Source organism: Micromonospora sp. NPDC093277 (assembly GCF_044765245.1).
Lineage (GTDB): Bacteria > Actinomycetota > Actinomycetes > Mycobacteriales > Micromonosporaceae > Micromonospora.
The window spans coordinates 64756-85273 of the sequence record NZ_JBIWJO010000002.1; the positions used below are offsets into that span (position 1 = coordinate 64756).

The following is a 20518-nucleotide window of genomic DNA, read 5'->3' on the forward strand; positions in this document are numbered from 1 at the left end:
GTCCCTCACTCCTCCATGGCCAGGTCCGCCCGGACGGCCCGGACCAGCTCGTCGATCGACAGGTCCGCCAGGTCGTCGGCCGTCCCGGCCGCGTCGTCCGCCGCGCCGGGCCAGCCGCCGACGCGGGACGGCTCGCCGGCCGGTTCGTCGTCGGGATAGAGCAGGTCGATCGCGTACGCGGCGACCTGCGCGATGGTCGGATGGTCGATGGCCACGGTCGCGGGCAGGTCCGCCGCGAGCGCGTGCGACAGCCGGGTCCGCAGGTCGATCACCATGATCGAGTCGAGGCCGAGGTCGGCGAAGCCGGCCTCGTCGTCGAGCGCTCCCGGATCGCCCAGCGCGTCGCCGGCCACCCTCCGCACCGCCGCCCGGAGCCGGTCCTCCCGCTCGTCGGCGGCCGTCCGGTCCAGTTCCTCGCGCAGCCAGCCGCGCGGCGTCGCCGGTGTGGCGGCCCGTGCCGGCCGGGCGTCCCGGTCGAGCAGCGGGAGCAGCAGCGCGGCCCTCGGGTGGCCGGCCGCCCGGTCGACGTACTCGCGGGCGTCGACGGCCACCGCGACGAGCCGGTCCCGCCCCGCGGTGAGCGCCGCCCGCAGGATGGTCTCGGCCTCCTCGTCGGTGAGGGCCCGGACACCCAGCCGGTCGATCGCCCGCCGGGTCGCCTCGGTGGCGGCCAGACCTCCCTTGCCTCGGGGGGTCCACGGGCCCCAGTCGATGCTCACCGCCGGCAGGCCGTGGTCACGCAGCCGGGTGGCGAGGCCGGCGAGGTAGCCGTTGGCGGCGGCGTAGTTGGCCTGGCCGGCCGAGCCGAGCACCGCGGAGACCGAGGAGAAGTGCACCAGCGCCGCCGGTCGCCGCCCGGCCATGGCCTCGAGCAGCCGGTCCGCGCCGGCCGCCTTGCCGGCGAACACCTCCTCGAACGCGGCCTCGGTGAGCTGCGCGAAGGCACCGTCGGCGGTGCTTCCTGCGAGGTGCCAGACACTGCCGATGGTGCCGTCGCGTTCCGCTTCGGCCACCATCCGGCGGCAGTCCTCGGCGTCGGTGACGTCGCCGCGTACCACCCGAATCCGGGTGCCGACGGCGGTGATCTGGTCGATGGCCGCGCTGGCGGCCGGATCGGGGGCCGAGCGGCCGACGAGGGTGATAGCCGGCACGCCCTGCCGGGCGAGGAAGCCGGCGACACTCAGCCCCAGCGCGCCGAGCCCGCCGGTGACCAGCGCGGTGCCGGTGGTGACGGCGTCGGGCAGATCGACGTCGGGGGTCGGCAGCGGTCGCAGCCGGGCCACCTGCAGCCCGTCGCCGTCGATCCGCAGCCGGGTCTCCGGCAGGCCGCGGCGTAGCTCGTCGAGGAGCAGCCCGGCGGCCGGCCCCGGCTCGGCGTCGGCGGCGAGCACGACCCGGACCAGGCGGCGGTCCGGCTGCTCCGCCTCGACCGCGGCGAGCATCCCCCACAGCGCCTCGCGCACCGGGGCGGCCTCCGCACCGTCGGCGCAGACCACCAGGTACGGCACGGACGCGGGGGCGGTCCGCAGGTCGTCGACGAGCCGGCGTACGGCCAGGCGGGCCGCGTCGGCCGACGCCGCCGGCTCGGCGGCGAACCGCAGGTCGAGCACCAGGTCTGGCGGCTCCTCGCCGGGGTACGCGGCGTGGTCGGCCAGCCCGGCGACCGCGTCGGCGAGCGGCGGCAGAACGTCGTCACCGAGCACGGCGACGCGCACCGGCGTCGCCGGCGTCGGCGCCGGCCGGTCCGACTCCGGCGGGGTCCAGGCCAGCTCGTGCACGTGGACGGGGGTGTCCCGCAGCGACCGTTCCAGCAGTTCCCGGGGGGCGTGCCGGATCCGGAACCCGTCGACCGCGAGCACCGTCCGCCCGCGCCCGTCGAACAGGTGCAGGTCGGCCTCGTGCACCTGCCGGCCGCCGTCCGGTGCGGTGGTGGCGTGCCGGGCCCGCACGTGTCCCCAGAGTTCGCCGGCGTGCTCGGGCCGGCGGGCCAGGGTGAGCCGGGCGGCGGCGAACGGGATCGCCAGTCCGCTCCGGCCGGCGTCCGCCGCCGTGCCGTCCGCCAGGTGCGGGGCGACGCCGAAGGTCACCGTGCTCTGCAGGCAGGAGTCGAGCAGGCCGGGGTGGATGATCCAGCCGGCCGGGTCCTCGTTCATCCGGTCCGGTTGGGCGTACCGGACCAGGGCCTCGTCGCCGTGGATCCACACCTCGTCGATCCAGCGGAACGACGGGCCGAGCAGGTAGCCGATCTCCCGGAAGTGCTGGTAGAAGTCCGCGCCGGCGAGGTGCCGTTCGGCGGCGGCCTGGAAGGCGGCGAGGTCGGGCACCGGTCGTGGTTCGACCTCCGGGTCCGGCAGCAGCCGGGCGGAGAGGTGCTCCTGCCAGCGGTTCCGCTCCGGGTCGACCAGGCTCTGCACGCTGACCGTACGGCCGCCGTGCTCCGGCTCGGCCTCGATGACCTGCAACTCGTAGCGCTCGCCGTCGTGCAGCACGAGAGCCCGCGGGAAGACCAGGTCGGCGAGGGCGGGCGGGGTGCCGTCCCCGGCCAGCGCGGAGAGGGCGGTGGCGGTCTGCGACGCGCCGGGCACCGAGACGGTCCCGTACAGCCGGTGGTCGGCCAGGTGGGGCGGGTACGTCGTGCTTCGCTCGGAGTGGAACACCCGGCCGCGCAGGGCCGGCGAGCGGACCGGCGTACCCCAGGCGGGCGCACCGGCGGGCGGGCCGGCCGGCACCGGTTCCCCGGCCGGTGCGGCGGCGGCCCAGTAGCGGGTCTCGGCGAACGGATAGCGCGGCGCCTCGACGCGCCCGCCCGGTCGGCGGCGGGGCTGCACCCGGTCCCAGGTCACGTCCTGGCCGAGCGGGTAGAGCGCGCCGACCGCGGCGAGCAGGGCACCCCGGTCGGCCGAGCCGCGGCGCAGCGACGACACCAGCCCGCCGGCGGGCGCGAGGCCTGCGGCACGGACCAGGTTGACCAGGGTACGGTCCGGACCGATCTCCAGGCACGCGTCCACGTCGAGCGCGGCGAGCTGCCCCGCCCCGGCGTGGAAGCGGACCGGCTGGCGGGCGTGGCGCACCCAGTAGTCGGCGTCGTAGGTGTCAGGGCCCGCGACCGCACCGGTCAGGTTGGAGATGACCGGGATGGTCGGCGGCTGGTGGCTCAGCCCCACACAGACCGTCCGGAACTCGTCCAGCGCCGGGTCCAGCAGCCGGGAGTGGAAGGCGTGCGAGACGCTCAGCGCCCGGTGCCGGACGCCCTCGGCGCGCAGCCGCTCGGCCAGCGCCTCGATCTCCTCCGGCAGCCCGGAGACCACGGTCGCCTCGGGGCCGTTGACCGCCGCCACGTCCAGGACGGTGCCGGCGATCAGGTCGCGTACCCGCTCCTCGGTGGCGGTCACGGCGAGCATCGCGCCCGGCCGGGTGGCCTGCATCAGTCGGGCCCGTTCGACGATCAGGTCGAGACCGGCGGGCAGGTCCAGCACGCCGGCCACCACGGCCGCCGCGATCTCGCCGACGCTGTGGCCCATCACCACGGCCGGGGTCACGCCCCAGGAGCGCCAGAGCTCGGCCAACGCCACCTCGAGGGTGACCAGGGCCGGCTGGGTGACCCGGGTCTCGTTGATCGCGGTCCGGTCGTCGCCGCCGAAGACCAGGTCGGCGAGCGAGCCGCCGAGGGCCGGCGCGAGCCGCCGGTCGCACTCGTCGAAGACCGCCCGGAACACCGGCTCGGTCTCGTAAAGTTCGCGCCCCATGCCGAAGAACTGGCTGCCCTGCCCGGAGAATAGGAACGCGATCCGGGGCGGACGGGACGCCGCCACCGGGTCGGCCGGCGGCTCGGCGGCGGCCACGAGCCGGTCCCGGTCGCGGCCGGACAGCGCCACCCGGTACGGCAGGTGGGCGCGGCCGGATCCGGCCAGCGCCGCCAGGGCGGGCAGGTCGGCCTCGGGACAGTCCGCGATCCGGTCGCGCCAGCGGGCGACCAGCCGCCGCAGCCCGTCCGGGTCCGGGGCGGACAGCGGGACGAGCAGCGGGACGCCGCCCGGGACCGTCCCGTCCCCGGCCGCCGGGGATGGCGTCACGGGGACCGGGGCCGAGCCGTTCACCGCCTGGCCGGGCCCCGGCACCGCCGGTGTCGAGCCGTTCGCGGCGTGATCGGGTCCCGGTGTCGAGCCGTTCGCGGCGTCATCGGGCTGCGGCAGGGCCAGCGTCGACCCGGCCGCCGGGTCGGCGGGCGAGAGGCGGGTCGCGGCCGATTCCGGGTCGGCGAGCAGGACATGGGCGTTGGTGCCGGTGAACCCGAAGCCCGACACGCCGGCCAGCCGGGACCGGTCGGTACGCGGCCAGGGCAGCTCGTCGGCCACCACCCGCACGTCCATCCCCGCCCAGTCGATGTGCGGGTTGGGCTCGCTGAAGTGCAGGTTGGCGGGGATGCGATCGTGCCGCAGGGCGAGCACCGCCTTGATCACCGAGGCCATGCCGGCGGCCGACTCGCAGTGGCCGATGTTGCTCTTGACCGCGCCGAGGTGCAGCGGCCGGTCGGGCGACCGGCCCGGGCCCAGCACCCGCCAGGCCGCGCCCACCTCGACCGGGTCGCCGAGGGAGGTGCCGGTGCCGTGCGTCTCCAGGAAGTCCACCGCCGCGCCGGTCACACCCGCGTCGGTGAGCGCGGCGCTGATCACCTGTTCCTGCGCGCGGCCGTTCGGCGCGGTCAGCCCGGAGGAGCTGCCGTCCTGGTTGACCGCGCTGCCGCGGACCACCGCGAGTACGGCGTCGCCGTCCCGGCCGGCGTCGGCGAGTCGCTTGAGGACGAGAACGCCGCACCCCTCGGCCCGGACGAAGCCGTTGGCGTCGGCGGAGAAGGTCCGGCATCGGCCGTCCGGGGACAGCATGTGTGCCCGGCTCACCGCCACCGAGGCCAGCGGGTCGACGATGACGTTGACCCCGCCGACGATGGCGGCGTCGACCTCTCCCGCGCGCAGCGCCCGGACGGCGAGGTGCAGCGCGACCAGCGAGGAGGAGCAGGCGGTGTCCACGGCGAGCGCCGGCCCCGCCAGGCCCAGCACGTACGCCAGCCGGCCGGCGACCGCGTTGAGGGCGGTGCCGGTGCTGTAGTACGCGTCGAGCCGGTCCACCCCGGCGCCGGCCAGCACCCGGGCATAGTCGCCGTTGCTCACCCCGACGAAGACGCCGGTGCGGGTTCCGGCCAGCCGTCCCGGGTCGATGCCGGCGTCCTCCAGGGCGTGCCAGGCGCACTCCAGCAGCAGCCGCTGCTGCGGGTCGAGGTTCTCCGCCTCCCGCGTCGGGATGCCGAAGAACGCGGCGTCGAAGCGGGCCACGTCGCGCAGGAACCCGCCCTGGTCGGTGGTGATCCGCGGGCCGGTTTCCGGGCCGGCGGCGTGGAAGGTCCGGTGGCTCCAGCGCTGCGGGGGCACCGCGCCCACCGCGTCCCGGCCCGAGCGCAGCAGGTCCCACAGCTCCTCCACCGAGTCCGCACCGGGGAAGCGACCGGCCATCCCGACGATCGCCGCCGGCTCGGCCGGGGACGCCACCGACCCGGCCACCGCGGCGACCGGGGCCGGGTGTTCCCCGCCGTGCGGCGCGACCGGGGTGGCCGCGACGTCGCGGTCGGCGGCCTCGGTGAGCGCCGCCGCGACCGCCCCGGTGGCGGCCGCCGCGGTGGCCGGCCCGCCGTTGAGCGCCGGGGTGGTGGTGCGGACCCGGGCGGGGTCCGCCGGTCGGACGCCCGCCACGGCCGGCGCGGGTACGGCCGCCGGGCCGTCGCGCAGGGCCAGCAGGTGTGCCGCGAACTGGTGGACGGTCGGATGGTCGAACACGTCGGCGACCTGCAGTGGGACCTCGAACGCCTCGGCGAGCCGGCGGGCCAGGTCCACCGCCATGATGGAGTCGAGCCCGAGGTCGAAGAATCCGTCGTCCTCGCGGATGACGTGGCCCTCCGGGTGCCCGAGCTGGGCGGCCAGCAGCCGCGCCACGTGCGCGCGCGCCCCGGCCGGTCGGGCGCCCACCGGCAGCGCGTCCAGCTCCGCCGCCACGGACGGCTCCCGCTCCTCGCCCGGGGTGGCGTCGACGGCGACGGACGCGACGGCGACGGTCGGCGCGGACGCGAACAGGCCGCGCGGGCGCAGCCCACCCAGCACGCTGTCCAGCCGCGGCCGGTCGAGCGGGCAGGCCACCAGGTAACCCTCCGAGGCGGGCACCTCGGCCCGCAGCACCGCGCACCCGGTGGCCGGGTCCAGCGCGCCCACGCCGATCCGGGCGAACCGCTCCCGGGAGTCGCCGTCAGCCATGCCGGACACCGCCCACGGCCCGTACGCGATGCTGACCGCCGGCAGCCCGCCCGCGCGCCGGTACGCGGCCAGCGCGTCCAGCCCGCCGTTCGCGGCGGCGTACGCCGCGTAGCCCTCGGTGCCCCACAGCGCGGAAACCGAGGAGACCAGGATGAAGAAGTCCAGCGGCAGGTTGCGGGTCAGCCGGTGCAGCCACCAGGCGCCGCCCACCTTGGCCCGCAGCGCGTCGGCGATCCGCCCGCTGTCGAGCTCGACGGCGGGCACCCGCTCGATGGTGCCGGCGGCGTGCAGCACCCCGCCCAGCGGCGGCATCCCGCGCAGCGCCGCGACCACCTGCCGCCGGGAGTCGGCGGTGTCGAACCCGCCCCCGACGTAGCCGACCCCGATGCCGTCGCCGCGCAGCCGGGCCAACAGCTCCCGGGCGTCGACGTCCAGCTCGGACTCGGCGCGCCGGCCGATCAGCAGCAGCCGGCGGGCTCCCCGCCGGACCAGGTCGGCCACGAGTTCCCGGCCGACCGCGCCGAGCGCGCCGGTGACCAGGTAGGTCGCGTCCGCGCGGACCGGCAGGCGGGCGGGCGCCGTGGTCGCGTCCCCCAGCCGGGCGGCCTGGATCCGCCCGCCCCGCACCGCGACCAGGTCCTCGAGGACCGGCCCGGTCGGCGCGGCGAGCAGGTCCAGCACCGGGTCGAGGTCACCGGGGGTCGGCTGCCACGGCAGGTCCACCACCCCGCCGAACGCCGTGCCGAACTCCAGCCCCAGCACCGGCGCCAGACCGTGCAGCGGCCCGTGCGTGGTGGCCGACACCTCGTCGGCCGGTCCGGTGCGGCGGGTGCCCCGGGTGAGTACGACGGCGCGGCGGCCGGCGACCCCGCTGCCGGCCACCGCCGCCACCGCCGTGGTCACCGCCGCGACGGTGTCCGCTGCGCGGCGTACCGGGTCGGCCGGGTCGTCGGCGTCACCCCCGGCGTCGGCCGGATCGTCGGCGTGGGCGTCGTTCTCCGCCGGGGCGGCGTCGTCGAGGACGGGATGCGCGACGGGCACGAGCACCAGGGTCTCGGCCGGTCCGTCCGGGCGTCCGGCCCAGAACCGCGCCCAGCCCTCGGGGTCGGCCGGCAGCGGTGCCGTCCGCCAGCCGGCCGGTGCGGCGACCGGGTCCGGGCTGAGCAGCGTGCCGGGTCGGCCGTGGGCCGCCGCGGCGGCCGCCAGGTCGGAAAGCAACGGCGCGTCGTCGCCGGCGAGGACCAGCGGATCGGCGTGGCCGGCGGGGGACGGCCGGTCCAGCTCGACCCAGGCCACCTCGTGGCTGTGCGCGGCGGGCACCGGACGGTCGGGCTCGCCGGTGGCGGGCCGATCCGGGGCATGCCGCTGGCGCTGCCAGGGGTAGGTGGGCAGGTCCAGCACGGCCCGCCGATCGGCCGCCGCGGCCAGCACGGCGGGATCGATCTCGACCGGCGGCGCGCCCGAGGCCAACGCGGTGAGGGCGGCGTACGCGGTGGCCGGATCGGTGGCGGCGACCCAGGCGGCGACCGGCAGCCGGCTGCGCCCGGTGTTGGCGGTGGCGGCGAAGGCGGGATAGTCCGCCGCCGGCAGCCGCAGCACCCGCTGCGCGTACGCGGCGGCCAGCTCCCGCAGCGCGGCCGGCGTACGGGCGGAGACGACGAAGCCGGCGACCGGGCCGCTCGATGGTGCCGGCCGTTCGGCCAGCTCGTCCGGCTCGACCGGGCCGAGGAGCAGGTGGGCGTTCGTGCCGCTCATCCCGAACGAGCTCACCCCGGCCAGCCGCCCGGCGCCGTCGGCCCAGTCGACGAGCCGGTCCGGCACCACGATGCCCGTGCCGTCCAGGTCGATGCGGGGGTTGAGGGTACGCAGGTGCACCACCGGCGGCACCTGCCGGTGCTGGATGCAGAGCACCGCCTTGACCAGCCCGGCCACCCCGGCGGCGGCCTCCAGGTGACCCAGGTTGGTTTTCACCGAGCCGACCGCCAGCGGGGCGCCCCCGTTGCGCCGGCCGAGCACGGTGGCCAGCGCCTCCAGCTCGATCGGGTCGCCGAGCGCGGTGCCGGTGCCGTGCGCCTCCACGTAGCCGACGTCGGCGGGCCCGGCCTCGGCCCCGGCGAGTGCCTGCTCGATGAGGGCCACCTGGGAGAGCACGTTCGGCGCGGTGAACCCGCTGGACCGGCCGTCCTGGTTCACGGCGGAACCGCGGATGACGGCGTGGATCCGGTCACCGTCGCGGACCGCGCGCGCGAGGGGCTTGAGCACCAGTGCCCCGGCGCCCTCGCCGCGGGTGAAGCCGTTGGCGCGGGCGTCGAACGCCTTGCACAGCCCGTCCGGGGCCAGCGACCGGGTCTGCACGACCAGCCTGGTCGAGCGGGGCGACATGATCAGGTTGACGCCGCCAGCGATCGCCACCTCGCACTCGCCCCGGCGCAGCGCCTGCACGGCGAGATGCACCGCGACCAGGGACGAGGAGCAGGCCGTGTCGACGGCCATCGCCGGGCCGGTCAACCCCAGGCTGTACGCGAGCCGGCCGGCCGCGAAGCAGTGCCCGTTGCCGGTGGCCCAGTAGGCGTCCGGCTCGCCGGGCAGCCAGTCCCGGTAGTCCTGGCCGGTGATGCCGACGTACAGCCCGACGGGCCGGCCGACGAGCTGGTCCGCCGGCGCCGCCGCGTTTTCCAGCGCTTCCCAGGCGACCTCCAGCAGGAGCCGGTGCTGCGGGTCGAGCGCACGGGCCTCGCGGGGGCTGATGCCGAAGAAATCGGCGTCGAAGTCCAGCACCTCGTCGAGGAACCCGCCGCGCTGCGGCAGTTCCGTCCACTCGGCGGCGAACGGGCCCTGCCGCCGCGACGGCATCGGGCCGACCAGGTCGCGCCCGGCGGCCAGCGCGTCCCAGTACGCCTCGGTGCCGTCGATCCCGCCCGGCAGCCGCAGGCCTACCCCGACGATGGCGACGGGCTGGTCACCGCCCTGCTCGTCCAGTCGGCGGCGGAGCGTACGGATGGTGGCCAGGGCCCGCTTGAGCTGGGCGTCCTGCCGCTTGGTGGCGGCGTTGTCGGTGTCGTCCATGACCTCGGTTCCTCGCGGCGGGTGCGGTGACGCGGACATCAGCCGGCGGTGCTCGGCGCGTGCTGGTCGGCGGGGTCGCCGTCCGGGCCGGCCCCGGTCTGTTCCGCACCGGACGGCTCGGCGGTCCGGGCGAGTTGCTCGCAGAGCGCCCCGGCAAGTGCCTGGGCGGTGCCGTACGTCCACAGCAGCGTGGGCGACAGCCGCAGGCCGAACGCCTGCTCCAGCCGGTTGCGCAGTTCGAGTCCCATGAGCGAGTCCAGGCCGAGCTCCTTGAACGGTGTCTCCCGGTCGACCCGGTCGGCGTCCAGCCGCAGCACCCGGCCGGCGAGTTCGCGGACCTTGGTCTCGGCCAGCGGGGCCCGCTCGGCGGCCGGCGCCTGCAACAGGGCGGCGCGGAAGCCGTGCGACGGGCCGGCGGCCTCGCCGTCCCGGGCCGCCGCCCGCAGCCACTGCCAGCTGGGCAGCCCGGCGGTGTCCGGGTACGCGTCGAACCAGCGGCGCAGGTTCAGCGGCACGTACCCGACGACCGGCTCGTCACGGCCGAGCATCCGCAGCAGCGCTGGCCACGCCTCGTCGGTGGCGAAGCTCTCCATGCCCCGCTCGGCGAGCCGGGCCCCCCGGTTCTCGTCGGCCGCGGCCAGTCCGACGTCACCGAACGGTCCCCACTGCACACTGAGCGCGGGTCGTCCGGCCCGCCGCCGGGCCTCGGCGAAGGCGTCCAGCCAGGCGTTCGCCGCCCCGTACGCCGCCTGGCCGGCGTTGCCGATCAGCGCGGCGGCCGAGGAGAAGAGGACGAACAGGTCCAGCGGGTCGTCGGCGGTGACCGCCTCGAGGGCCAGTGCCCCGTCCACCTTGGGCGCGAGCACCCGCCTCACCTGCTCGGCGGTGAGGGTGCCCACGGTGGCGTCGTCGAGCAGGCCGGCGGCGTGGAACACTCCGCGTACCGGCGGCAGCCCGCCGCGTACGGCGTCCAGCGCCCGGCGCAACGCGGCCTCGTCGGCGACGTCGCACCCGAGCACCTCGACGGCCGCCGAGCGACGCAGCGCCGCCACCCGGGCCTGCGCCGCGGCGTTCGGCGCCGAGCGGCCGAGCAGCACCAGCCCGCCGGCACCGTGCGCGACGAGGAACTCGGCGAGCGAGAGGCCGAGCGCACCCAGGCCACCGCTGATCAGGTACGTGTCGGGGCGGAGCCGCCCCGCCGGCAGCGGCACCGCGGCGACCGCGCCGACGGTGGTCGGGTCGGCGACCACCAGCTTGCCGATGTGGTTGCCGTGCGACATCTCCCGCAGCGCCTCGGCCGCCTCGGCGAACGGGCTGACCCGGGTGGGCAGCGGCGACAGGGTGCCGTCGGTGATCCGGTGCCAGACGTCGGCGAGGAGCCGACCGAACCGCTCCGGCCGCCGGTCCATCAACCCGGCCAGGTCGACGGCGCTGAGCGTGATGCCCTTGCGGAAGGCGTCCAAGCCGATCGGCCGCCCGGCGTAGATGTCCTTCTTGCCGATCTCCACGAACCGGCCGTCCTCGGCGAGCAGGTCCAGCCCGAGCGGGATCGCCGCGCCGGTGAGCGAGTTGAGCACCAGGTCCACGCCCCGGCCGCCGGTCGCCGCGCGGACCTGCGCGGCCCAGCCCAGGTCGCGCGAGTCGAAGACGTCGGCGACGCCGAGCGCCCGCAGGTGGTCGCGCTTGGCCTCGCTGCCGGCGGTGGCGACGACCCGGCCGCCGAGGGCGTGGGCCACCTGGACCGCGGCCAGGCCGACCCCGCCGGCGGCCGAGTGCACCAGCACCGTCTCGCCGGGCGCGAGGCGGCCCAGGTCGGCCAGGGCGTACCAGGCGGTCGTGTAGGCCAGCGGAAGCGCGGCGGCGGCGGCGTCGGCCAGTTCCGCCGGCACCGGCCGGGTGTGTTCGGCCCGTACGGTGACGTGGCTGGCCAGCGACCCGAAGGCGCAGGCGACCACCCGGTCGCCGGGCCGGGGCTCGGTGACGCCGTCGCCCACGGCGACGACCCGCCCGGCGCACTCGCCGCCGAGTGCGTCGGCCCCGCCCGACGGGTCGGGGTACGTGCCCACGGCCTTCATGACGTCGATGAAGTTGAGCCCGGTGGCGGTCACCTCCACCTCCACCTCGCCGGGGCCGGGCGCGCGCCGGGCCAGCGGGACGGGGACCACGGATTCCCACCGTCCCGGCCGGGCGGCGGTGACCCGGAACGGCTGCGCCGTCGTCCGCGGGGCGGACAGCTCACCGCCGTCCTCCTCGGCGAGGTCGCCGCGGGCCAGCCGGCCGACCCGGCGCCCGTCGGCGCGCAGCGCCACCTGGTCGTCCTCCCCGCCGAGCAGCTCGGCCGCGCACCGGGCGGCCCAGTCGGGGGCAGCCGGATCGACGTCGATCAGGCGTGGGTCGAGTTCGCCGTGTTCCCGGCGCAGCGCCCGCAGGTAGCCCCAGTACAGGGCGGCGCCCGGGTCGGGCCGGTCGTCGGGGGTGACCGCCTGCGCCCGCGCGGTGACCACGGCGAAGCGGGGCGGGACGCCACGCCCGGCGCAGGCGCGGGCGACGGCGGTGAGCCGGAGCAGGCCCTGCCGCTGCGCGCCGAGCCCGGCGTCGGCGTCCGGCGCGACGAAGATCACGCCGGTCGTCTCCGCGCGGGTGTCGGTCGCGAGCACGTCGTTGCCGTCGTCGACCGGGTCGGCGCCGGCCGCCCGCAGGGCGGTGACCAGTTCACCGCGCGGGGCGGGTCCGCAGACCAGCCACCGGCCGGTGGCCGCCGGCGCGGCGGGCGGCTCGCCCGCCGTCCAGGCCAGCCGGTGCAGCCGCCCGGCGTCGTCGGTGTCGGCCACGGTCCGGGTCAGCGGTCGCAGCCGCAGCCCACGCAGGGTCAGCACCGGCTGCCGCTGGTCGTCGAAGACGCGCACGTCGTAGTGCTCGGCGTCATGCCGGATCACGTGCGAGTGGACGGTGGTCGGCGGGTTGTCGAGGTCGGCGTGGAGCAGGATCCGGTCGACGGCGACCGGCACCACGGCGTCCTCGCCGGGGCAGAGCGCGAGCGCCACCTGGAGGGCGCCGTCGGCGAGCGCCGGATGCAAGGTGTGTGGGCGGTTGCCGGCCCGCAGCCGGTCCGCCAGAACCACCTCGCCGACCGCCTCCGCGCCGTCCGGGTGCACCCGCAGCGCGCGGACCGGCCGGAACGCCGGGCCGTAGCGCAGACCGCGGGCGGCCCAGTCGCGGTAGAAGTCGTCCGCGGTCGTCGGGTCCGCGTCGTTTGCCCAGGCGGGATAGCCGTCGGCCGGGTCGGTGACCGGCCGGTACGAGGCGCGGGCGGTGGCCGCCGCCGTCCAGCTCCCGCCACCGTCGGGCAGATGCAGCAGGCGTACGCTGCCGCCCTCGGTGACGTCGTCGCGCCACTCCACGGTCAGCCGCACGTCCTCGCCGGCGAAGGTGATCTCCCGGGCGAACGCGACCTCGTCGAGGCTGCCCGGCCGGCCGCCGGTACGCGCCCGCGCGGCCAGCAGCAACAACGCCAGCATGGCGGCGCCGGGCAGCACCACCGCGTCGTGCACCCGGTGGTCGGCCAGCCAGGGCTGCTCGGCCAGCGTCAGCCCGACCGGGGCGTGCCAGGTGTCGACCTGCCCGGGCGCCGGGGAGAGCTCGACCTCGAAGCCACGGCTGCCGCTGCTGCGTCGGGGTCGGTCCGCCGGCCAGTACCGCTCCGGCTGCATCGGGTAGCCCGGCAGGTCCACCCGGCGGCCCCGGGGCAGCCCGCCGAAGGGGGCCAGTCCGGCGACGTACGAGCGGGCCAGCGCCCGGGCCATGTCCTCGGCGGTGCCGTTGTCCCGGCGCAGGGTGGACAGTACGGCGACCGGCTCGGCGCGCTCGGCGGCGAGCTGCTCGACCGCGGGGGTGAGCACCGGGTGCGGGCTGACCTCGACGACGTGGGTGATGCCGTCGTCGAAGGCCTGCCGCATGGCGTCGGCGAACAGCACCGGGCGGCAGAGGTTCTCCACCCAGTACGCGGCGTCGAGTTCGGTGCCGCCGAGCAGTCCCACCTGGACGGTGGAGAGCAACGGGACGGTGCCGGCGACCGGGCGTACCGGCGCCAGCGCGGTGAGCAGGTCGTCGCGGAGTTCCGCCATCTGGGGGCTGTGCGAGGCGTAGTCGACGTTGACCAGCCGGCAGAAGACCTCCTCGGCGTCCAGCAGCTCCTTGAGCATCAACACGTCGTCCCGGTCGCCGGAGAGCACGCAGGAGCGTGGCCCGTTGTGCACGGCGAGGGAGACCGTCTCCTCGAAGCCCTTGAGCGCCTCGCGGGCGCCGTCCCGGTCCAGGTCCACCGCGAGCATCAGGCCGCGCCCGGAGGTGCGCCGGGCGATGGCGCTGCGCCGGGCCATCAGCAGCGCGCCGTCTTCGTACGAGATCGCGCCGGCCAGGGTGGCCGCCGTGATCTCGCCCTGGCTGTGGCCGAGCACCAGGTCCGGGTGCACGCCGTTGGCCCGCCACAGCTCGGCCAGCCCGAGCGACATCGCCCAGAGCGTCGGCTGGAGCATGTCGATCCGGGTGGTCCACTCGTCACCCGCCTGGTCGGCGACGATCGCGCTCAGGTCCCAGGTGACGTGCGGGCGCAGCGCCTCGGCGCAGCGGCGGATCACGTCGGCGAAGACCGGGCTGGTCTTGTAGAGGTCCCGGCCCATCCCCCGCCACTGCGAACCCTGGCCGGGGAAGACGAACGCGGTGCGCCGGTGCGGCACCGCCCGGCCGGTGGGCAGGTCGGGCTCCTCGGGCTGGTCGGCACCGGCGGCGGCGAGCCGGGCCAGCCCGTCGCGCAGCGCGGCCGGCCGGTCGGCCAGCACGGCCGCGCGGACCGGGAAGTGGTCCCGGTGCCAGGCCAGGGCACCGGCGACCTGGGCGACGTCGGCGTCCGTGCCGGGGAGCCGGTCGGCGAGTTCCCCGGCCAGCCGGGCCAGCGCCGGCTGTTGCCGGGCGGAGAGCGGCACCACCGGTGGCAGCCCGGTGTCCGGCGGTTCGACGATCGGGGTGCCGGTGGGTGCGGGGGCCGGGCCGACCACGACGTGGGCGTTGGTGCCGCCCCAGCCGAAGGAGTTGACCCCGAGGTAGACCGGCTCGTCGGTGGGGAGTGCCAGCTGCTCCCGGACCACGGTGACGTTCAGCTCGTCGAACGGGATCTCCGGGTTCAGCGTGGCGGAGTGCAGGCTGGGCGGCACCGTGCGGTGCCGCAGCGCGAGCAGGACCTTGAACAGGCCGGCCATCCCGGCGGCCGCCTCGAGGTGGCCGATGTTGGTCTTGACCGAGCCGATCGGCAGCGGCCCGACGGTGCGGTCCCGCCCGAGCACCTCGCCGATGGCGCCGGCCTCGATCGGGTCGCCGCGGCCGGTGCCGGTGCCGTGGGCCTCGACGTAGCCGACCCGGTCCAGCGGCACCGCCCCGTCGCCGTACGCGAGGCGGAGGAGTTCGCGCTGCCCCTCCGGGCTCGGGGTGACCAGGCTCTCCCCGCCGCCGTCGTTGTTGACCACCGAGCGCACCAGCACCCCGTGCACCCGGGCGCCCTCGCGCAGCGCCCGGTCCAGCCGTTTCACCAGGATGGCGGCCACGCCCTCGCCGCGGACGAAGCCGTTCGCGTCGGCGGCGAAGGCGGCGCACCGGCCGTCCGGGGAGAGCCCGCCGAAGTGGGTCAGGCCGATCGACACGTCGGGCGCGAGGATCAGGTTCACCCCGCCGACCACGGCCGCGTCGATCTCCCCGGACCGTAGCGCCTGCGCGGCGAGGTGCAGGGCGACCAGCGAGGACGAGCAGCCGGTCTCCACCGTCAGGCTCGGGCCGCGCAGCTGCAGCGCGTACGACACCCGGGCGGCGATCACGTCGAGCGCGTTGCCCACCAGGCTGTGCTGGCTGGTCGGGGCGCCCCGGTCACGCCGGGCCATCTCGTAGTCGTGCCAGGACGCGCCGACGTAGACGCCGGTGCGGGTGCCGGCGAGCCCGGCGGCCGGCTGCCCGGCGTCCTCCAGCGCCCGCCAGGTCATCTCCAGCATGAGCCGCTGCTGCGGGTCGATGTCCTCGGCCTCGCGCGGCGAGATGCCGAAGAATCCGGCGTCGAACTGGTCCACGCCGTCGAGGAATCCGCCCACCGCCTGGACCTCGCGTTCCGGGTCCAGCTGTGCCGTGGCGTCCCACCGCTGCGCCGGTACGCCGACGATGGCGTCGCCGCGCCCGGCCAGCAGGCGCCACAGGGCGTCCGGGTCGTCGGCGCCGGGAAACCGGCCGGCCATGCCGACGATCGCGATCTGGTCTGCCGTGTCGAAGTCTGCCATCGCGTCCATTCACTGCCTTTTTCGTCGACGGGACCACGGCGGAAGATGCAGAAATTGCGGGGGGTGTGATCGACCGTTCGTCGCCGAGGCTGCGGGAATTCCACGGGGCGGCTGAATTGTCGCCGCCACCAGAATCTACGCGGGCGACGAATGGGCGGTAACCCCGATTCGACCTGTCCGTACCCGAGGCCGACCCCTATCGCGACCAGCCGAAGACAACAACGGAGAGCAATGTGGACGGAGCCCGTACACACGTCGGCGGCGGTCCCGGTGAAGACACCAGGACCGCCGCCGGGGCGGGCAGCGGGGCGCGGTCAGGGGCGCAACCGCATCCGGACCAGGCCGGCCGTGGCCCGGGTCATCATGCCGCCGATCTCCTTCGGAGCCTTGCTCCGGCTCCACACCGCGTTACGCGCCATCTTCGACGGGGAGGCGCTGAAGCAGCGGTTCGCCGGGGTACCGAAGCCGAACGACGGGGGCAGGTAGTCGGCCGAGGCGATCTTGGCGAAGATCCGCGTGGCGCCGTCCTTGGCGGAGAGGGTGCCGGCCTCCACCGCCTGGCAGGTCTGCCGGGTGAAGATGCCCAACTCACTGAACTTCTCGCTGACCGGGAACGGCGAGCCCGGGTGCCGGCTGTCCTCCAGGTCGAGGAAGACCTTGTCGTCCCCGCTACGGGAATAGCGGAAGTAGGCATCCTCGATGACGACATTCCCAAGCATGGTGCCGAGCTGCCAGGTGCGGTTCACCGCATTCCACAATTCGTAGTCGCGGAACGCGACGAACGAGCTGTAGACGATGTCGTCGTGGAAGTCGAACAACCCCTGCTGGAGCGTCTCCAGGTACTCGAACCGCTCCATGGCCCAGTTGCCGTCCCGGGAGGCGGCGATCAGCCGCCAGGCCATGATGTTGATCAGTTCAAGGGTGTTCGTCATGCCGCGCGAGTAGAGCGGGTCGATGAAACCCGCCGCGTGCGAGGTCAGGCAGAACCGCTCCCCCACGATCTGCTTGGCCGAGTACTGGAGCCGTCCGGTGGACACCCAGGGGCGCACCGGCTTGGCGTCCTCGAACTGCCAGGCGATGTCCGGGAAGCGCTTCAGGAACTGCTGGAACTCCTCGGCCGGCGGCAGGTCGGTCTTGGGATGCACCCGAGGGTCGAGGGTCAGGCCGACGCTCACCAGCGGGTTGAGCGAGTCGGGGTGGTTGTCGAACGGGATCACCCACATCCACCCGCCGTCGAAGACATGGTGCAGGGTGCCATGGTGCCACGGGTTCGGCTGGTCGTGGCCGCGCGCGGCGGCCGGCGACCGGTCGTACGGGCGGACGCCGATGAGGTGGGTGAAGACGCTGCGTGAGTGGGTCCGGGCCCGGGTGGGCACCTCGCGCAGCTCGAACTTGTCGGCCAGCGGCGAGCGGAACCCGCCGGCGTCGACCACATAGCTCGCCCGGAACTCCTCACCCCGGTCCGAGCGCAGCACCGCGCCCTCGTCCGGGTCGATCTCCACGTCCACGATCCGGGTGTTCAGCCGGGTGTCCGCGCCGTGCTTGACCGCGACCTGGAACAGGTAGTTGTCCACGTCCTGCCGGAACAGGTGCGACTCGGTACGCAGCATCGACGGGACGACCAACTGGTTGACCTGCTTCGGGTCCTGCGGGGACCCCTCACGGTGGTAGATGAAGCCGAAGTTCTGCTTGCGGCCGCAGTTGCGCGACACGTGCTTCTGCACGCCGCGGAAGCTGGACAGCGGCTTGATCTCCGGTACGCCGTAGCGGTCGGCGATGATCCGGGTCATCCCGGACGTGAACGGGATGGTGGACTCCCCGATCGCGAACCGTGGATGGGTGCCGGCGTCCAGCAGCAGCACCTTGACGCCGTTGCGGGCCAGCACCGCACCGAGCATGCCGCCAGCGATACCACTGCCGAGGATCGCCACGTCGTACCGGTCGTCGCGCCCCGCGCCGGAGCTGTTGAGCGGCAATCTTCTCACCTCCTTCTGTTCGGGAAACGGTGTGCGGGGGCCCGGCGACCGGCGGGGATCAACCCGCCACCGCCATGTCCAGCACGATCTCTTCGGGCAGGTCCGCCCGGGTCTTGACGCCGAGCTTGCGGAACGTCCGGGTCAGGTGCTGCTCCACCGTGCTGACCGTGATGCACAGCCGGCGGGAGATCTCCCGGTTGGTGTGGCCGCGCGCCGCCAGCGCCGCGACCCGACGTTCCGCCCCGGACAGCAGCGACAGCGCGGCGACCCGGCTGACCTGCTCGGCCGGGTCGGCGGGTTCGGGGCGGGGCGGTCCCGCCTCCAGCGGCAGCCGGCGCAGGATCGGCCGGGCTCCGCACGCCCGGGCCAGCCGCGCCGCGGTCTCCACCAGCGGCCGGGCCCGGGCCGGACGGCCGGCCTGGTAGTGCAGGCAACCGAGGTCGCCGAGCGCCTGGGCGAGCTGCGCCTGGTCACCGCAGCCACGCAGCACCTCGACGGCCTCGGTGAGCAGATCGGCCCGTTCCCCGGGCGGGCTGACCGAGGCCAGCACCCGCAGCGACATCCCCCGGGTCCGCGAGGGCCGCGTACCGATCAGCGCCACCTGCTCACGGGCGAAGGTCCGGGCCCGCGCCACATCGCCGGCGAGCAGGTACGCCTGGGCCGCCTCGGCCCGCCACGGCACCAGCGCCGGCCGGTCGAAGCCCCAGGCGGTCATCAGCTGCCCGCAGGTGACGAGATCGTTGAGCGCGGCGTGCGGGCGGCCGTTCTCCATCTGGAACCGGCCGCGGGCGTGCAGGTAGTACAGGCCGAACCGGCTCTTGAACATGCCCTCCGGCACCGGCATCTCCAGGTACGTCGACGCCGCCTCGTGGTCCCCGGTGTCGGTGGCGGCCTGCACCAGGTTGGCCAGCGGCCCGCCGATGCACACCCCCCAGCTCTCCAGCGGCACCTGCTTCAGCGCCGCCTCGGCGAGCTGCCGGGCCAGCAGCGGGTTGCCCTGGCGCAGCGCGATGCTGGCGCGCATGGAGGCGAACTCGGCCTCCCAGAGCGGCACCTGCCAGGCGCGCGCCTCGGCCAACCAGTGGTCGCACCAGCTCGCCGCGGCGGGCAGCCGGTCGGCGAACTGGAGGGTGGCCACCGCGCACATCAGCGCTTCCTGCGTCTTCTTGGTCAGCCGCATCGCCCGCATGCACGCCTCGGCGTCGGCCACCGCCTCGTCCTCGTCGCCCCCGGTGAGCAGGGAGGACAGCGCCGCGGCGCTGCGTACCCGTGGGTCGCGGGTGGGTCGGGCGGTCGATTGCTCCTGCGGGCGCAGCCGGCCGGACACCAGGGCCGGGTACGACGCGGCGAGGATCTCCCGGGTCGCGCGCAGTTCGGCCGAGCCGGCCGGGTCGCTCTCCTCGCCCCGGGCGACGATCCGCTCGATCGCCTCCGCCGCCTCGTCGAAGCGGCCGTGCCAGAGCAGGTACTTGGCCAGCATCAGCGCGTGCCGGTCGCCGAGCCGCCCCTCGCGCAGCGCGTCGGCCAGTTCCCCGAGGTGCCGGGCGCTCATCGACGGGTTCAGCAGCCAGGCTGCGCTGGTCAACAGGGCCTTGAGCGGTACGCGCAGACTCTCGTCGTCGCAGATCCGCAGTGCCACCTCGACACAGGCGTACGCGTCCGCGGCCCGGTTCTCCACCAGGTGCCGCTCGGCGGCGGACCGCAGCACCGGCAACGCCCAGCCGGGCAGCCCCCGCTCGGCGGCGACCAGGTGGCGGGCCACCCGGGTCGGCGGCGCGCCGTCGGCGTAGAGCAGCTCGGCCGCGCGCCGGTGCAGCCGGGTCCGGTCGTGCGCCGGCACGGTGGCGCGCAGCGCGGACGCCGCGACCGGATGCCGCAACGCTCCCCGGTCGAGCAGGCCCGCGGCGTCCAGCGCGGCCAGGCCGCCCCGGACCGTGGCCGGCTCCTCGTCGTCGAGCAGCCGGACCGCCAGCGGCGCGCTGTCGGTGCCCTCGTCGAGCACGGCGAGCGCCTGGGCCAGCCGCATCAGCACCGGACGGCCGCGGAGTACGCAGCTGAGCACCGCGTCGCCGTACGCCTCGTCCACGCGGGGTCGGGCGCCGACGGCGGGCGGCCGCTCGGCACCGCGCTGGTCCTCGACGAGCGCCCGGACCAGCAGCGGGTTGCCGGCGCTGACCTGGTGAACCTCGGCGGCCAGCGGGACGGCGGTGTCCGGGTCCAGGTGGCGGTGCAGCACCGCGCCCACGCCGGCCGGGGACAGCCGGTGCACCGGAACCCGGCGGTAGTTCGGCAGCCGCAGCAGCTCGGCGCGCAGCCGGGGGCTGGTCGGCCGGGACAGCACGCACTCGGCCACGACGAGCGCCACCCGGGCGCTGCGCAGCCGGCCGATGAGCTGGATCAGCCAGTGCTGGGACACCGCGTCGGCGAACTGCACGTCGTCGACGCAGATGAGGACCGGGACGCGTTCGGCCACCTGGAGCACCTCGGTGCAGAGCTGGTGCAGCGCGGCGGTGGTGGCCGCGTCGAGGGTTTGCGGCTCCGCCTCCGGGACCGGCCCGCCGGAGCCGAGCCCGTCGAGCTGCTCGGCGATCCGGTCGGGCGACGCCCATGGCGCCTCGGCGTAGCGGAGCAGCTGCCCGAGGACGCCGCCGGGCGACTCTCGCTCGGCCCAGCAGCCCACCGCGGCGAGCACCACGAAGCCGTCCTGCTCGGCCCGGGCCCGCACCGCGTCGAGCAGTACCGACTTTCCGCAGCCGATGCCGCCGGTGACCAGGACGGCCCCACCGGTTCCCGCCGCCGAGGCGGCCAGCACCTCCGCCAGCGCGGCCAGCTCCGGTCCACGTTCGACAAGGTCCATCTGTTC

General features: G+C 75.9%; 4 protein-coding genes. All 4 read right to left on the reverse strand.

All coding sequences use genetic code 11. From position 1 onward, the window contains the following. Nucleotides 1-5: 5 nt before the first annotated feature. Nucleotides 6-9365, reverse strand: coding sequence for an SDR family NAD(P)-dependent oxidoreductase (locus tag ACIRG9_RS04980; protein ID WP_402850362.1), 9360 nt, complete (start codon nt 9363-9365; stop codon nt 6-8). A 38-nt stretch (nt 9366-9403) separates the two neighbouring features. Next, entirely contained in the window at nt 9404-15679 is a 6276-nt protein-coding gene (locus ACIRG9_RS04985) for an SDR family NAD(P)-dependent oxidoreductase (RefSeq protein ID WP_402850365.1), read from the reverse strand. 314 nt (nt 15680-15993) lie between these two features. Next, nucleotides 15994-17655, reverse strand: a complete 1662-nt coding sequence (locus ACIRG9_RS04990) for an NAD(P)/FAD-dependent oxidoreductase (protein ID WP_402850367.1) — start codon at nt 17653-17655, stop codon at nt 15994-15996. A 58-nt stretch (nt 17656-17713) separates the two neighbouring features. After that, complete coding sequence (locus ACIRG9_RS04995; RefSeq protein ID WP_402850370.1) at nt 17714-20512, reverse strand: AAA family ATPase; 2799 nt, start codon at nt 20510-20512, stop codon at nt 17714-17716. Nucleotides 20513-20518: the final 6 nt, after the last annotated feature.

What these genes read in the sequence shown, in the direction of transcription:
- ACIRG9_RS04980 (WP_402850362.1), bottom strand. Translation starts at nt 9,365, where the DNA reads ATGGACGACACCGACAACGCCGCCACCAAGCGGCAGGACGCCCAGCTC.
- ACIRG9_RS04985 (WP_402850365.1), bottom strand. Translation starts at nt 15,679, where the DNA reads ATGGCAGACTTCGACACGGCAGACCAGATCGCGATCGTCGGCATGGCC.
- ACIRG9_RS04995 (WP_402850370.1), bottom strand. Translation starts at nt 20,512, where the DNA reads ATGGACCTTGTCGAACGTGGACCGGAGCTGGCCGCGCTGGCGGAGGTG.